Below are 16540 nucleotides of genomic sequence, written 5' to 3' on the forward strand. Positions count from 1 at the left end.
TGCGCCTCCTGGGCCTGCTCGTCGGTGGCGGTCTTCCCGGTGCCGATCGCCCATACCGGCTCATACGCCACGATCACCGGGGCGAACTGGGTGGCGGTGAGCCCTTCGAGCCCCCCCTTGAGCTGGCGCTCCAGCACCTTGAAGGTCTCTCCGGCCTCGCGCGATTCCAGCGTCTCGCCGATGCAGAAGATGGGGACCAGGGCGCCGCGCAGCGCGGCCTTGATCTTCTTGTTCACGGTCTCGTCGGTCTCGCCGAAATACTGCCTTCTCTCGGAGTGGCCGATGATGACGTAGCTTGCGCCGGCGTCGAGGAGCATGCGCGGCGATATCTCGCCGGTGTAGGCACCCTCCTCCTCCCAGAAGACGTCCTGGCCGGAGAGGGCGATGGGGGTCCCGGCCACGGCCCCGATGAGGGAGGGGAGCACGGTGAACACGGGGGCGACGACGATCTCGACGTTGGTGACCCCCTTGACCTGCGGGGCGAGTTCCTCTATCAGTGCGAGCGCCTCGTCCTTCGTCTTGTACAGCTTCCAGTTACCAGCTATGACAGGCTTGCGCATTTCTTCCTCCAATCTAATTACAGGTAGTGGTTACTTGTGCCCTTTGTCTTCGAGCGCCTTGATGCCGGGGAGCTTCTTCCCTTCGAGCAGTTCCAGGAAGGCGCCGCCGCCGGTGGAGATGTAGCCGATCTTCGACTCCTCTCCGGCCTTGTGCACCGCGACGTCGGTATCGCCGCCGCCGACGATGGTGAGCGCGTAGGAGTTGGCGACCGCGGTGACCATGTCCATGGTGCCGCGCGAGTAGGCGTCCATCTCGAAGACCCCCATCGGTCCGTTCCAGACGATGGTCTTGGCGTTCTGCAGCGCCTCGGTGAAGAGGGTCACCGTGGCGGGGCCGACGTCGAGCGCCATCCACCCTTCCGGGATCTCCTGGATCGGGACGATCTTGGTCTGAGCGTCGGCCTTGAACTCGTCGGCGACGACGCAGTCGACGGGGAGGTAGAACTTGACGCCGCGCGAGCGCGCCTTCTCGTAGCTCCTCATGGCGGTCTCGATCAGGTCGTCCTCGACGAGCGACTTGCCGATGCTGTAGCCCATCCCCTTGAGGAAGGTGAAGGCCATGCCGCCGCCGATGACGATCTTGTCGACCTTCTCGCAGAGGGCCTCGAGGACCTCGATCTTGCCGGAGACCTTGGCGCCGCCCAGGATGGCGACGAGCGGCCGGGTCGGGTTCTGCATCACCTTGTCGAAGTAGTTCATCTCGTTCTTCATCAGGAAGCCGGCGGCGACCACGGGGAAGAAGTTGGTGATACCCTCGACCGAGGCGTGGGCGCGGTGCGAGACGGCGAAGGCGTCGTTCACGTAGATCTCGCAGCCGTTGACGAGGGCCTTCGAGAATTCTGGGTCGTTCTTCTCCTCGCCGGGATAGAAGCGGACGTTCTCCAGCATGACGATGTCGCCCGGCTGCATGGCGTCGATCATGGCGGTGACCTTGTCGCCGAAGCAGTCGGGGGCGAGCTTCACCTCTTTGCCCAGAAGCTTGGAAAGCCTCTGTGCTGCGGGGGCCATGGAGTACTTCTCCTTGCGCTCGCCTTTGGGGCGTCCCAGGTGGGAAGCGAGGACGATCTTCGCCTTGTGCTCAAGGGCGTAGTTGATGGTCGGCAGCACGGCGCGGATCCTCGTGTCCTCGGTGATGTTCTGGTTGTCGTCGAGGGGGACGTTGAAGTCGACGCGGATGAAGACCTTCTTGCCCTCGAGGTTGGGGATTTCGTCAATGTAGCGGATTGCCATGTGTTCCTCCTCATAAAACGGTATTAACAATAAGGCTCTTGCTCTGCTCGAGTCCTCAGATGAAACCTGGGTCGTATTATAAAAACTCGACAGCCGCTTTAGTCCCCGGGGGGCGCGGCAGCGGCGCTCGGCAGGGACACAAACGGCTAAAAGACGGGGGGGAGTGATCTCCCCCCCGTTGGTATCTTCAGGCTAGCAGATGCTAGAGAAGCTTCTTGATCAGGCCGACCACGCGGCTGGAGAAACCGGCCTCGTTGTCGTACCAGGAGATGACCTTCACCATGTTGCCGCCGATCACCTTGGTGGAGGGTGCGTCGACGATGGAGGAGAGGGTGACGCCGTTGAAGTCGATGGAGACCAGCTGCTCCTCGCAGAAGCCTAGAATCCCCTTCAGCGGCCCTTCAGCGGCCTGCTTCAGCTTGGCGTTGACCTCCTCGGCGGTGGTGGACTTGGACAGGGTGCAGACCAGGTCGACGACCGAGACGTTCGGGGTCGGGACGCGGATGGCCATGCCGTCGAGTTTCCCTTTCAGGGCCGGCAGCACCAGCGCAACCGCCTTGGCGGCGCCGGTGGTGGTCGGGATCATGGAAAGCGCGGCAGCCCTTGCCCTGCGCAGGTCCTTGTGCGGGAGGTCGAGGATGTTCTGGTCGTTTGTGTAGGAGTGGACCGTGGTGACCAGGCCCTTCTCGATCCCGAAGCTGTCCTGGAGGACCTTCGCCACCGGGGCGAGGCAGTTGGTGGTGCAGGAGGCGTTGGAGATGATGTGGTGCTTCGCCTTATCGTATTCGCCGTCGTTGACGCCGAGAACCACGGTGAGGTCCGGGTCGGTGGCGGGTGCGGAGATGACAACCTTTTTGGCGCCCGCGGTGAGGTGCTGGGCGGCCTTGTCCCTGGCGGTGAAGAGCCCTGTCGACTCGAGCACGACGTCGACCTTGAGCTCTTTCCAGGGGAGTTCGGCAGGGTTTCTGATGGCGAGGATCTTGATGGCCTTGCCGTTGACCACGATCTCGTCATCGTGGGCCACCACTTCCCCGGGGAAGGTGCCGTGCACGGAGTCATACTTTAAAAGATGGGCCAGGGTCTTAGCATTGGTGAGGTCGTTGATGGCGACAAAATCGATTCCGCCATCCTGTATAGCTGCCCTCAGCACGCAACGTCCGATTCTGCCGAAACCGTTAATCGCTACTCTTAAAGACATATCTACCCTCCCGTTTAATTAAGTATTCCTACCGATTGCCGATAGTAGCAATCGGCTCGGTGGCAGTCAAGTTTTTATTCAAGTAATAACCGATATCGCCGATAGCTAGCCGGTGGGGCCGTAGCGCGCCCGGCAAAGGGAGGGCGCTTTTCCCGAGAGGGTATTAAATGCTTGAAAATAATTGACTTTGGCAGGGCAAATCATTATCTTTGGCATGCGCTAACCTCTCCGCGCTTCGCCCGTCATTCAGGCCCGTAACTGGTTCCAGATGAACATGACCCTCGAAAAACGCATCTTTCTCTTCTCCTTCCTCATCCTCTTCTTGACGATACTTGTCAGTTCGGGGATGGATATCATGGCCCTTCGCCGGGATCATGTGAAGGCGCTGAACCTGCGTTCGGAGAGCCTCGCCAAGGCCCTTAAGTCGAACGTCGAGAAGGTCCTGGACCTGGGCCTCGATCTGAAGGACATGGCGGGGCTCTCGGAGAAGTGCCGCGACCTCATCGAGGGGAACCCCGACATCGCCTACTGCGTGGTCACCGACCCAAGCGGCGCGGTCCTCTTCGCCAACGACCCCCGCTACTTCGCTTTCCCCAGGAACCCCGCCGGCCTGCGTCACCGCTTAGACGGCCACAGGGGTGCCGCCACCGAAAAGATCGAGATGGCCGTCGCCGGCGACAAGGGGGAATACTTCGATTCCGGCGTGCCGGTCAGGACGCCGTACGGCAAGGCCGTCGCCCAGGTGCACGTCGGCTTCAGCGAAAAGGTGGTCTCAGACAAGGTCCAGGGCATGCTCTTCAGGACCCTGTACCTCCTCTTCATCGCCCTGATCGCCTCCTTCTCGCTGGTGATGCTCTTCGTCAAGAAGTACGTGATGGGGCCGATCTCCACCTTGCTGAAGGGGGTGAAGCAGATCTCCGAGGGGGCCTTCGATACCCAGATCGGCGAGGTCAGGGTCTTCGAGTTCAACGAGCTGGCCCGCAACATCAACATCATGTCGGAGTTCCTCAAGACCAGGGACGCCGAGATCAAGAAGAACTACAGGGAGATGGAGGAGACCTTCGGGGAGCTCCACGACTCGTACCGGAAGCTGGAGGCGCTGAGCGCCGACCTGGAGCGCTCGGAGGAGCTCTACAAGTCCCTCCTGGAGGACGCCAGCGACGCCATCGTGGTCGTCGGCGCGGACGAATCGATCCGCATGGTCAACAAGATGGCCGAGGAACTCTTCGGCTACGAGGCGAAGGAGCTCCTGGGGCTGCCGCTCACCAAGATGCTCCTCCTCTTGAATATCGCCAACATCCCCAAGATGCAGAGGATGTTCCGCGACGCGGCCTCCGGGTCCCATGTCGCGGACGAGATGCAGCTTTCCAGGAAAGGGGGCGGGGGGATGGTGGCCATGCTGCACGCCTCCAGCATCAAGAGCAGCTCGGAAACGCTGGTGCAGGCCATCTTCCGCGACGTCACCCGGGAGAGGGAGATCATCGCCAACCTCGAGAAGAGCTCCGCCGATCTGGCCAGGCTGAACAGGATGAAGGACTCCTTCCTGGGGCTGGCCTCCCACGAGCTGAAAACGCCACTCACGGTGATCATGGGCTACTCCGAGCTGATCACCACCGATCTCGCCGACCGGGTCGACAAGACCGTGCTGGAGATGGTGGTCAACATAGCCAACGCCGCCGCCCGCCTCGACAACATCATCAAGGACATGGTCGACGTCTCCATGATCGACGAGAAGAGGCTGCAGCTGAAGATGGAGGAGGTCCAGCTGAACCGGCTGATCGAGGCCTCGGTCAACGAGCTGCGCTTCTTCTTCTCCATGAGGAAGCAGGAGGTGGTCTTGAGCCTCGACGAGTCCATCCCAGCGGTCAAGGCGGACGCCCTCAGGCTGATGCAGCTTCTCTCCAACATCCTCGGCAACGCCATCAAGTTCACCCCCGACGGCGGCCGCATCACCGTGGCCACCTCGGCCAAGTACCTCCTCCGCTCCATCCCGGGCTTCGACCAGGCCCCCGGTCGCGAGCACCATCTCTTCCTGGAGATCACCGTCACCGATACCGGCATCGGCATCGACCGCGACGACCAGGTCCGCATCTTCGAGAAGTTCTACGAGGTCGGCAATATCCAGGAGCACTCCAGCGGCAAGGTGGCCTTCAAGGCGAAGGGGGCGGGACTCGGACTCTCCATCGCCAAGGGGGTGGTGGACATGCACGGCGGCGAGATCTGGGTCGAGTCCTCAGGCTACAACCCCGACCGCTTCCCCGGCTCGACCTTCCACATCCTGCTGCCGGTCACCCCCGGGGAGGGCGATGACACCTCCCGCTACAACGCCCTCCTCAGTTAATGAAATCTCAGCAAGTTTGACCTTGAATCTCACCCCTGTTTCCTGTATAAAAGTTAGGTTTTTTTGCCCTTTTCGACGCGGCTTTCGCTTCTGATTTCGGGCACCTAGGAGGGATCGATGAAGCTAAGCCTCTTGGCCAGCGGCAGTAAGGGGAATTGTCTCTTCCTGGAGAGCGACTCCTGCCGGCTGCTGATCGACGCCGGACTCTCCGGCAGGGAGACCCTGGCGAGGCTTTCCTCCATCGGTGTCGCCGCGGAAAGTCTCGACGGCATCCTGGTCACCCACGAGCATACCGACCACATCCGCGGTGTGGGGACCCTGGCGCGCCGCCTGAAAATCCCGGTGCTCGGGGCGTCGAAGACCCTCAATGCCGCCAGGCATGTCATCGGCCGCGTCGAGATGATCGAGTTCGATCCCGGCACCTCCTTCGTCTTCAAGGGTCTGTGCATCGACCCCTTCCCCATCACCCACGATGCCTGCGACCCCGTCGGGTACCGGATCGAAGGGGGGGAGGGGTGCATAGGCTTCGCCACCGACCTCGGGGTGGCCACGAGGCTCGTCGAGGACAAGCTCAGGGAGTGCCGTGCCCTGGTTCTCGAGTTCAACCATGACGAGCAGATGCTGAAGGACGGACCGTATCCCTGGCACCTCAAGCAGCGCATCCGTTCGCGCCACGGGCATCTCTCAAACTCGCAGGCCGTCTCACTGCTCGAGGAACTGCTCCACCCCGGGTTGGAGGGGGTCTTCCTCTCCCATCTCTCCGAGGTGAACAACGACCCGGCGCTGGCGCTCTCCTCAGCCCGGGGGCTCCTGCAGGGCCAGAACCTCTGCGGCCCGGAGGTTTTCGTCGGCTGCCAGCAGCTGACCACCGGGGTGCTCGACATCTAGGGGCGTTTCCTGTAAATTGTGTGGATTGGCTGCGAGGCGGCGGCGCCGCCCGGTGGCCGCATTGAAACAACGGAAGCAGAGGGGCGAATGATCATTCGCCCCTACATGTTCCATATACACATCACATTCAAATAGCATCAGCTAGCAAGGGGGAAGTCGTGATCGAACGTTACAGCCGTCCTGAAATGGCCCGCATCTGGGAGCCGGAAAACCGCTACCGCAAGTGGCTCGAGATTGAGATCTATGCCTGCGAGGCCCACGCCGAGATGGGTAGGATCCCCAAGGATGCGGTGGAGCGCATCAAGGCCAAGGCCAACTTCGACGTGCCGAGGATCGACGAGATCGAGCGCACCGTCAAGCACGACGTCATCGCCTTCCTGACCTCCGTAGCCGACTACATCGGCGACGACTCCCGCTTCGTCCACCTGGGGCTCACCTCTTCCGACGTCCTCGACACCTCCTTCGCCATGCTCCTCAAGGAAGCGGGCGAACTGATCATCGCCGACATCAAGAAGCTCATGGCCGTGATCAAGAAGCGGGCCTACGAGCATAAGATGACGCCGCAGATGGGGCGCTCCCACGGCATCCACGCCGAGCCGGTGACCTTCGGCCTGAAGATGGCGCTCTGGTACGACGAGATGGCCAGGAACCTGAAGCGGATGGAGGCGGCGCTGGAGACCATCTCCTACGGCAAGCTCTCCGGCGCGGTCGGCACCTTCGCCAACATTGATCCCCAGGTCGAGGAGTACGTCTGCAAGAAGGCGGGGTTAAAGCCCGCTCCCTGCTCCACCCAGGTGCTGCAGCGCGACCGTCACGCCGAATATTTCACCACCCTGGCCATCGTGGCCTCCTCGATCGAGAAGTTCGCCGTCGAGATCAGGCACCTGCAGAGGACCGAGGTGCTCGAGGCCGAGGAATTCTTCAGCAAGGGACAGAAGGGATCCTCCGCCATGCCGCACAAGAGGAACCCGGTCCTGTCCGAGAACCTGACCGGCCTGGCCAGGCTGATCCGCGGCTACGCCGTCTCCGCCATGGAGAACGTACCCCTCTGGCACGAGCGCGACATCTCCCACTCCTCGGTGGAGAGGATCATCGGCCCCGACGCCACCGTCATGATGGACTTCATGCTGAATCGCGCCATCGGCCTGATCGAGAACCTGGTGGTCTACCCCGAAAACATGATGAGGAACCTGAACCAGATGCGCGGCCTGATCTTCTCCCAGCGCGTGCTGCTGAAGCTCGCCGAGGCCGGCGCCTCCCGCGAGAAGGCCTACGCCCTGGTGCAGAGAAACGCCATGAAGGTCTGGGAGGAAGGGAAGGATTTCCAGACCGAGCTCCTGAACGATCAGGAGGTCACAGGCTTCCTCGCCGCCGACGAGATCAAGGAGGCCTTCGATCTCGGTTATCACCTGAAACACGTCGACACCATCTTCACGAGGGTCTTTGGTGGATAGCTTTCTCGCCTATCTGGCTCCGGACGTAGGCGACGTCTTCTTCCTCTTCTGGGCCAAGCAAATCCTGATCTCCGCGGCGATACTCGCCGTCTTCTACGTCCTGTCGAAGGTTGTCCGGCTCCTCTTGGGCCGGCTGGGGACGCGCTACAGCGCCCTGGCCGGCTCCGACCTCGTCGAGCGGATGATGCAGAGGATCGCGGAGCCCGCGGCGCTTCTCATGAACTGCGCGGGTCTCTACCTGGTCTTCAAGCGGCTGCCGCTCCCCGAGAGGTTCTCGGGCATCTTCGCCGGCGTGGTCTTCGTGGTCAACGTGGTCATCGTCGCCAACATCGTATACCGGGTGCTGGACGAGATGCTCAACCGCTACGGGACCAGGCTGGGCCCGGAGATGAGCCGCCAGCTGATCCCGCTGGTGCAGAAGCTCTGCAGCATCTTCCTGATCGGCACCGCCCTGATCATCACCCTCAAGCACTTCAACTACGACATCCTGTCCCTGGTGACCGCCCTGGGCGTCGGCTCGCTGGCCATCGGCCTGGCCGCCAAGGACACCCTGGCCAACATGATCTCCGGCTTCACGCTGATGATCGACCGCCCCTTCAGGATCGGCGACCGGATCCAGCTCTCCGGGCAGGAGGGGGACGTGATCGACATCGGCCTCAGGAGCACCAAGATCAAGGGGGCCAACAACACCTTCCTCATCATCCCGAACTCCGAGCTCTGCAACTCGACCCTGATCAACATGGCCTTCCCGGACCTGCGGGTCAAGGGGCGGATCAACCTCGGCATCGCCTACGGCACCGACGTCGAGGCGGCCAAGGCCCTGCTGGTCTCCATCGCGGCCTCCGTCCCGGGGGTCCTCTCGAATCCCGCACCGGAAGCCTTCTTCACCAGCTTCGGCGACAGCGCCCTGAACCTCTCCCTCTTCTTCTGGGTGGGGAATTACGCGGAGCTCTTCGCCACCACCGACCGGATCAACTGCGCCATCGCCGCCGGCTTCCAGACCAACGGCATCAACATCCCGTTCCCCACGCGGACGGTCTTAATTGAAAAGGACGCAACTAATGCCCCACAGGATTGAAATTACCCTCAAGGACGAGGTCCGCGACCCCCGCGGCGAGCGGATCAAACGCGAGATCGAGCACTTTCTCCACCTGCAGGTCGAGGCCGTCCGCACCATCGACATCTACACCGTCGACGCGAAGCTTAGCCCCGAGGAGCTGGAGCGGGTCGCGGCCGGGCCCTTCAGCGACCCCGTCATCCAGAACTACCAGGTCGATGCGCCGGCCGCTTCCGGCTTCGACTTCCTGATCGAGGTCGGCTTCCGCCCCGGCGTCACCGACAACGTCGGCCGCACCGCCGGCGAGGCCATCGGCTACCTCCTGGGGCGCCGGCTCGGGGCAGGGGAGGGGGTCTACACCTCGGTCCAGTACCTGATCTCGGGCAAGCTCTCCGCGGCCGACGTGGAGAAGATCGCCACCGGGCTCCTCTGCAACACGCTGATCCAGCGCTACCAGATACTCGACGCCGCGACCTTCGCCCAAAAGGGTGGCGTGGCGGCCTTCGTCCCCAGGGTGCAGGTGGAGGCGAAGATCGAGGTCAAGGAGATCAACCTCGAGGTGGGCGACGATGAGCTGATGCGGATCAGCCGCGACGGCGTGCTGGCCCTGACCCTGGACGAGATGAAGATCATCCAGGAGCACTACCGCGACGCCGACGTGCGGAAAAAGCGCGCCGAGGTCGGGTTGGGCGCCGCGCCCACCGACGTGGAGCTGGAGGCGCTGGCCCAGACCTGGTCGGAGCACTGCAAGCACAAGATCTTCTCCGCCGACGTGACCTACGAGGACAGCGAGGGGAAGAGCGAGAAGATCCGCTCCCTCTTCAAGAGCTTCATCCAGCGCACCACCGCCGACGTGCGGGCTGCGCTGGGCGAGAAGGACTACTGCCTCTCGGTCTTCAAGGACAACGCGGGTGTCATCCGCTTCAACGACGACTGGTCCCTGGTCTTCAAGGTCGAGACCCACAACTCCCCTTCGGCGCTCGACCCGTACGGCGGGGCGCTGACCGGCATCGTGGGCGTCAACCGCGACCCGTTCGGCACCGGCATGGGCGCGAAGCTCATCTTCAACACCGACGTCTTCTGCTTCGCGGATCCCTTCCTGAAGAAGGAACTCCCCAAGCGCCTCCTCCATCCGCGCCGCATCTTCGAGGGCGTGGTGGAAGGTGTCGAGCACGGCGGCAACAAGAGCGGCATCCCGACCGTGAACGGTTCCCTCGTCTTCGACGACCGCTTCGCCGGCAAGCCCCTGGTCTTCTGCGGCACGGCCGGGATCATGCCGGCCAAGATCGCAGGTGAGCCGTCACACGAGAAGAAGATACTCCCGGGCGACCTGATCGTCATGACCGGGGGAAGGATAGGGAAGGACGGCATCCACGGCGCCACCTTCTCCTCTGAGGAACTCTCCGAAAGCTCCCCGGTGTCGGCGGTCCAGATCGGCGACCCGATCACCCAGAAGAGGATGTTCGACTTCCTGATCCGGGCGCGTGACAAGCGGCTCTACCGCTTCATCACCGACAACGGCGCGGGCGGTCTCTCGTCTTCCATCGGCGAGATGTCCGAGGAGTGCGGCGGCTGCAAGCTCGACCTGTCGCTGGCCCCGCTCAAGTACCCGGGCCTCGCCCCCTGGGAGATCCTGATCTCCGAGGCGCAGGAGAGGATGAGCCTCGCGGTTCCGCCCGAGCACATCGACGAGTTCATGGAGATGGCGAAGCGCTTCGGCGTCGAGGCCACGGTGCTCGGCACCTTCACCGACTCCGGCGTCTTCCACATGCTCTACGGCGACAAGACGGTGGCGCACCTGCCCCTCTCCTTCATGCACGCGGGCCTCCCCCCGATGCAGATCCCTGCCAAATGGGATCCGCCGGTCCATGCCGAGCCCGAGATCGCCGAAGCCTTCGACTACACCGGTGACGTCGTCGAACTCCTCTCTTCCCTCAACATCTGCTCCAAAGAGAGCGTGGTGCGCCGCTACGACCACGAAGTGCAGGGGGGGAGCGTCGTCAAGCCCTTCACCGGCGTAGCCAACGACGGCCCGTCCGATGCCGCCGTGGTTCGCCCGATTCTCGACTCCTTCGAGGCGGTTGTCGTGGCTCACGGCATCGCGCCGCGCTACAGCGACATCGACGCCTACCACATGTCGGCCAACGTCATCGACGAGGGGCTGAGGAACTATGTGGCCGTCGGCGGCTCTCTGGACCTCGTCGCCGGTCTCGACAACTTCTGCTGGTGCGACCCCGTCCTCTCCGACCGGACGCCGGACGGTCCCTACAAGATGGCGCAGCTGGTCCGGGCCAACAAGGCGCTCTACGACTACTGCACCGCCTTCTCCATGCCGCTCATCTCCGGCAAGGACTCGATGAAGAACGACTTCTACGACGGGACCACCAAGATCTCGATCCCGCCGACCCTTCTCTTCTCCGTGATCGGGAAGATGGAGGATGCCCGCCTTGCCGTCACCATGGACGTCAAGCGTCCCGGCGATGTCGTCTACCTCCTCGGCACCACCGCCAATGAACTGGGCGGCTCCGAGTACTTCGCCCAGAAGGGCTTCATCGGCAACAACGTACCGAAGGTCGACGCCCAGGCGGCTCTCGCCACCTACCGGGCCTACCACGGCGCGCTCAACGCCGGCCTGGTCGCCTCCTGCCATGACCTCTCCGACGGCGGTCTCGCAGTAGCGGCCGCTGAATCCGCCTTCGCCGGTGGATACGGCATCGCGCTGGAGCTGGCCAAGGTTCCCTTCAAAGGCGAGGAGGCGGGTCACAGCGACGCGGTGCTCCTCTTCTCTGAGTCCGCTTCCAGGCTGCTGGTTACCGTTCGTTCCGAGAAGGCCGGGGCATTCGAGGCCGCCATGGCCGGGACGGTCTTCGCCAGGATCGGCGCCGTCACAGCCGAAGAGACCCTCGAGATCGCGGGTATCACCGGCGGCACCGTGGTGAAGTCGGATCTGACCAAGCTGAAAGAGGCCTGGCAGGCACCGCTCAGGGAGCTGTAGTTTTTCGGTCCCCCTGTTTGAAGTTCCTGTTTGAAGTTCCTGTTTGAAGTTTCCCTGTTCGAAGTCCCCCTTGATAAAGGGGGATTTCGGGGGATTGCTTTTGACTCCAGAGGCAAATCCCCCCTGTCCCCCCTTTGACAAGGGGGGGACGTGAGGGTCGCCTCTTCAATGGTCTGAAGTCCCCCTGCTTGAAGTCCCCCTTGATAAAGGGGGATTTAGGGGGATTGCTTTTGACTCCAGAGGCAAATCTCCCCTATCCCCCCTTTGACAATGGGGGGATAGGGGCGCCCCTCTCCCTGAGGGCGATGGATGATTTGCCCTCGTTAGTTAAGCAATTGATATCATTCCCCCGATGACTTATACATGCGGATTGTGCAATAATGGGACGTTCTTCGCGTTACAACTTTTATAGAGGGAACTTTTAGATGATAAAGGCTAAAGCTCTGGTCATAACAGGCAACGGCACCAACTGCGAAACCGAGGCGGCGCACGCCTGCAGACTGGGCGGATTCGACGAGGCCCGCATCGCCCATATCTCCGAACTGATGTCGGGCGAAGTCCGGCTGGACGACTACCACTTCCTAAACCTCACCGGCGGCTTCCTTGACGGCGACGACCTCGGCAGCGCCAAGGCCCAGGCCAACCGTCTCCGTTATGCCACGGTCGAAGGGAGCGGCGAGCCCCTGGTCGAGCAGTTCCTCCGGTTCATCGGTGACGGCAAGCTCATCCTCGGCGTCTGCAACGGCTTCCAACTGCTGGTCAAGATGGGGATGCTTCCCGCCCTCGGCAGCGACTACCTCAAGCAGACCGCAACCCTTACCTACAACGTCAACGGCCGCTTCCAGGACCGCTGGTGCTACCTCAAGTGCGATCCCGCTTCCCCCTCGCTCTACACTCGCGGCATCGAAGGCGGCGTCTACCTCCCCATCCGCCACGGCGAGGGGAAGTTCCTGGTGGATTCCCCCGAGACCCTGGAGGCGATCGAGACCAAACATCTGGCCTGCCTCAAATACTCCGACAAGGAGTACGGCGCGCCGACCATGGAATTCCCGGAAAACCCCAACGGCTCCATCAACGCCATCGCCGGTATCTGCGACGAAACCGGGCGCGTCATGGGCCTCATGCCTCATCCGGAAGCCTTCGTGCACCGCACCCAGCACCCCCGCTGGACCCGCGAGGAACTCCCGGAGGAGGGTGACGGCCTGACCTTCTTCAGGAATGCGGCGCAGTACGTGAGGCAGAATCTTTAAGTTAACTTTGCGTGCTTCGACAAGCTCAGCACGAACGGTCGTTCACCCTGAGCCGTAGAAGGGTGTAGACGACAGCAGATCTCTCAACAGGAAGTGCAAAAGCGGCTCGGCCGTGGAGTTTATAAGGAGAACTTGTGGAAGAGATGACCATGCGTAGACCTGAAGAAGAGTGCGGCATTTTCGGTGTATTCAACCACCCGGAGGCGTCGAACCTAACCTACCTCGGCCTTTACGCCCTGCAGCACAGGGGGCAGGAAAGCTGCGGTATCGTCTCCTCGGACGGAGCAGCGCTGCACGCCCACAAGAGCATGGGGCTCGTGGCTGACGTATTCGGCAACCAGGAGATCTTCAAGTCGCTACCCGGCAGGGCCGCCATCGGCCATGTCCGCTACTCCACGACCGGTTCATCCGTGATCAAGAACGTGCAGCCGATCAACGTCGACTACTCCCGCGGCTCCATCGCCGTGGCCCACAACGGCAACATAGTAAACGCGCAGATCATCAAGGACGAGTTGGAGGCCTACGGCTCCATCTTCCAGACCACGATGGATACCGAGATCATCGTCCACCTCCTGGCCACCTCCAAGGCCAACTCGCTCCTCGACCGCCTCACCGATGCTCTCAGCAGGATCAAGGGGGCGTACTGCCTCCTGTTCCTGACGGAAACCCGGATGGTCGCGGTGAGGGACCCCAACGGCTTCCGCCCGCTCTGCCTCGGCCGCCTCGGAGGCTCCTACGTCGTCGCTTCCGAGAGCTGCGCCCTCGACCTCATAGATGCCGAATTCATCCGCGAGATCGAGCCGGGCGAGGTCGTGGTCATCGACAAGAACGGGATGACCTCCTACTTCCCGCTCAAGAAAGCCCAGCCCAGTCCCTGCATCTTCGAGTTCGTCTACTTCGCCCGTCCCGACTCCCATGTCTTCGGCAAGAACGTCTACCAGGTCCGCAAGGAGCAGGGGCGTCAGCTGGCACGGGAACACAAGGTCGACGCCGACATCGTGATCCCGATCCCGGATTCCGGTGTCCCCGCGGCCCTTGGCTATGCCGAGGAGTCAGGCATTCCCTTCGAGCTGGGACTGATCCGCAACCACTACGTCGGGCGCACCTTCATCGAGCCGCAGCAGGCGATCCGCCACTTCGGCGTCAAGATCAAGCTGAACCCGGTGCGCGAGGTCCTGAAGGGCAAGCGCGTGGTGGTGATCGACGACTCCATCGTCCGCGGCACCACCTCCAGGAAGATCGTGAAGATGGTCCGCAACGCCGGGGCGAGCGAGGTCCACGTCCGCATCTCTTCACCCCCCACCAGCTATCCCTGCTACTACGGGATCGACACGCCCAACCGCAAGGAGCTGATCTCCTCGTCCCATTCGATCGATGAGATCCGCCGCTACATAACGGCCGATTCGCTCGGCTATCTTTCCGAAGAAGGTCTCATGAAATCAGTCGGCGCCGATGGCGATACCGGCTACTGCAATGCCTGCTTCACCGGGGGCTACCCGGTTAAATTCCCGCGCCTCGACCTGGATGATGAGCCGCAGATGGGACTATTCGAAAAGGAGATAGTGAATGAGTGATAAGGCGCGCCTGAAACAGATCATCATCGAGCTTTCATACGAGAAGAGGAACGTCACTCTCGCCTCCGGGCGTCAGAGCGATTTCTACTTTGATGGGAAGCAGACCACCCTGCATCCTGAAGGCGGCTACCTGACCGGCAAGCTCTTCTTCGAGGCGGTCAAGGACGTAGAAGGTGTTGAAGGGGTAGGGGGGCTGACGCTCGGCGCCGACCCGATCGCCACCGCGACCTCCGTGGTCAGCTTCCTGGAAGGCAAGCCGATCCCGGGTTTCATCATCAGGAAGGAGCCCAAAGGTCACGGCACCGGCGCCTGGCTTGAAGGGAGGAAGAACCTTAAGCCCGGAGCGCGCGTCGTCATCGTTGAAGACGTCGTCACCAGCGGCGGTTCCTCGATGAAGGCGATCAAGCGGGCCGAGGAAGAAGGTCTCAAGGTTCTGGGCGTCGTAACCCTGGTTGACAGGGAAGAGGGCGGCAGGGAGAACATCGAGAAGGAAGGGTACTGGCTGAAGTCGATCTTCACCAAGTCCGAAATTCTTGCTTAGTTTAGCTGAGCCATAGGGCAGCTTTGCGGAGGCGGCAATAGAAATCATTGCCGCCTTTTGCATTTGAAGCTAAACCTTAAACCGCTTGCCACGGAGACGCGGAGGAAATCTGAGACACCTAAAACAATAAACCAGACCTTTGGGTACAAAGGCTTTCTTTAACAACGCTTGTAACAATGACTGCTCCTACTGCGCTGGTGAAGCTGTCATTGTTTAAGGTTTTGCTTTCTCAGAAGTTATCCGTGTCTCCGTGGCTGATGGTTTTGAGCAGCTTTCATCTTTTCTGTGGTGAGACCTTTTGCATTTAAAGCCTTACCACAGAGGACACTGAGGTTCCGCAGTGGACACTGGAGAAACCGGGAGAAGTAAAAAAGGCTTTCTCCGAAGTTATCCGTGTCTCCGTGGCGAATGGTTTTGGATAAAGTTTTCACTTTTAGGTTTTCTCAGATTTCCTCCGTGTCTCCGTGGCTGATGGTTTTGATTGTTGTGAAGTTTTTTAATTGAAGGTCTTGCCGATGGAAGAGATTATTCAACAGCATAAAGATTTGCTGGCGCAGGTTGATGCGTGGTTTGCCCGGTGCATGGAGTTGTACCCTGACAGGATTTCCTGCAAGAGTGGCTGTTCTCACTGCTGCCGATCCATTTTCGACATCACCCTGGTCGATGCCTACTACCTCAAGCTCGGTTTCAATTCCCTTCCGACCGGCACGAAGGAGAAGGTGCTGAAGAAGTGCCTGGCGCGACTGCGGCTGATGCGTGAGGCCTGGCCGGAGTTCGATCATCCTTTCGTGCTGAACTACCGGCCGGAGGAGGATTGGGAACCGCTGATGCCGGAGGAGGACGAGACGCCATGCGTGCTGCTGGGAGATGACGGCCGCTGCCTCGTTTACGACAACCGCCCGATGACCTGCAGGCTGCACGGGATTCCTCTGGTCGATATCACCGGCGAGCTGATGCACGACGACTGGTGCACCATGAACTTTATCGATGACGACCCTGTTGAGCTCGAAGGTGTGCCTGCGCCGTTCGACGCCATGTTTCGTCGCGAGGTCGCACTCTTCCGGGACTTCACCGGAGAGTTCCTGAAACGGAGGATGAGCGAGATCGATACCTTCATTCCCACGGCAATCCTCATCGACTTCGATGGCTTCGATTGGCAGGAGTGGGCGCAAAGTTTCAAACCTTTTCAGGTTGAGAATTGACACTGCCTCCCCGAACCCGTGACCCGAAGGGCGGGGGGATAAGCAGAAAGGCAGGAATAATGGCACTTCCCTCGACAGTTTACCGCGCCTCGGTGCACCTCTCCGATCTCGACCGGCAGGTCTACGAGGAACTCCAGACAACGATCGTGAAACATCCGTCTGAAACCGAGGAGAGGATGATTGCGCGTTTGCTGGCTTACGCTCTCTGCTACGAGGAAGGGCTGACCTTTACCAAGGGAGTCGGATCCGG

The 16540-nt window shown here is 61.4% G+C and carries 13 protein-coding genes; 10 read left to right on the forward strand and 3 right to left on the reverse strand.

Annotated elements, in window-relative coordinates; all coding sequences use genetic code 11:
- From tpiA to gap, 3 genes are all read right to left on the reverse strand, one after another.
- Positions 1-560, reverse strand: a 560-nt coding sequence (gene tpiA, locus AC11W3_RS16375) for a triose-phosphate isomerase (protein WP_484093373.1), incomplete at its 3' end; no start/stop codon positions are given.
- Between the two features lie 30 nt (positions 561-590).
- Positions 591-1790, reverse strand: coding sequence for a phosphoglycerate kinase (locus tag AC11W3_RS16380; protein WP_484093374.1), 1200 nt, complete (start codon positions 1788-1790; stop codon positions 591-593).
- Between the two features lie 202 nt (positions 1791-1992).
- Positions 1993-2988 (reverse strand): type I glyceraldehyde-3-phosphate dehydrogenase, encoded by a 996-nt coding sequence (gap, locus tag AC11W3_RS16385; RefSeq protein ID WP_484091773.1) that lies wholly within the window; start codon positions 2986-2988, stop codon positions 1993-1995.
- Positions 2989-3256: 268 nt separating this feature from the next.
- On the opposite strand from gap, the gene AC11W3_RS16390 reads away from it, so the two are divergent.
- The 10 genes from AC11W3_RS16390 to AC11W3_RS16435 all read left to right on the forward strand — a co-directional run.
- The gene (locus tag AC11W3_RS16390) at positions 3257-5329 is read left to right on the forward strand and encodes an ATP-binding protein (RefSeq protein WP_484091772.1); all 2073 of its coding nucleotides are present in this window, start codon (positions 3257-3259) and stop codon (positions 5327-5329) included.
- A gap of 117 nt (positions 5330-5446) precedes the next feature.
- A complete protein-coding gene (locus AC11W3_RS16395; RefSeq protein WP_484093375.1) occupies positions 5447-6217 on the forward strand; it encodes an MBL fold metallo-hydrolase in 771 nt (256 codons plus the stop codon).
- Positions 6218-6375: 158 nt separating this feature from the next.
- On the forward strand, positions 6376-7671 hold the full coding sequence (gene purB / locus AC11W3_RS16400) for an adenylosuccinate lyase (RefSeq protein ID WP_484091770.1): 1296 nt from the start codon (positions 6376-6378) through the stop codon (positions 7669-7671).
- A complete protein-coding gene (locus tag AC11W3_RS16405) occupies positions 7664-8749 on the forward strand; it encodes a mechanosensitive ion channel family protein (protein ID WP_484091769.1) in 1086 nt (361 codons plus the stop codon). Before purB ends, AC11W3_RS16405 begins: the two co-directional genes overlap by 8 nt.
- Complete coding sequence (locus tag AC11W3_RS16410) at positions 8733-11723, forward strand: phosphoribosylformylglycinamidine synthase subunit PurS (RefSeq protein WP_484093376.1); 2991 nt, start codon at positions 8733-8735, stop codon at positions 11721-11723. The genes AC11W3_RS16405 and AC11W3_RS16410 overlap by 17 nt, the downstream gene beginning before the upstream one ends.
- A 425-nt stretch (positions 11724-12148) precedes the next feature.
- Entirely contained in the window at positions 12149-12973 is an 825-nt protein-coding gene (locus tag AC11W3_RS16415; protein WP_484088938.1) for a phosphoribosylformylglycinamidine synthase subunit PurQ, read from the forward strand.
- A gap of 143 nt (positions 12974-13116) precedes the next feature.
- Entirely contained in the window at positions 13117-14547 is a 1431-nt protein-coding gene (purF, locus tag AC11W3_RS16420) for an amidophosphoribosyltransferase (RefSeq protein ID WP_484088939.1), read from the forward strand.
- Positions 14540-15088 (forward strand): orotate phosphoribosyltransferase, encoded by a 549-nt coding sequence (gene pyrE, locus AC11W3_RS16425; RefSeq protein WP_484088940.1) that lies wholly within the window; start codon positions 14540-14542, stop codon positions 15086-15088. Before purF ends, pyrE begins: the two co-directional genes overlap by 8 nt.
- Positions 15089-15603: 515 nt before the next feature.
- Complete coding sequence (locus tag AC11W3_RS16430) at positions 15604-16290, forward strand: YkgJ family cysteine cluster protein (protein WP_484088941.1); 687 nt, start codon at positions 15604-15606, stop codon at positions 16288-16290.
- Positions 16291-16349: 59 nt separating this feature from the next.
- Positions 16350-16540 (forward strand): YaeQ family protein (locus AC11W3_RS16435; RefSeq protein ID WP_484093377.1); only part of this gene is annotated, 191 nt, incomplete at its 3' end.

The organism is Geomonas sp. (genome assembly GCF_056994735.1).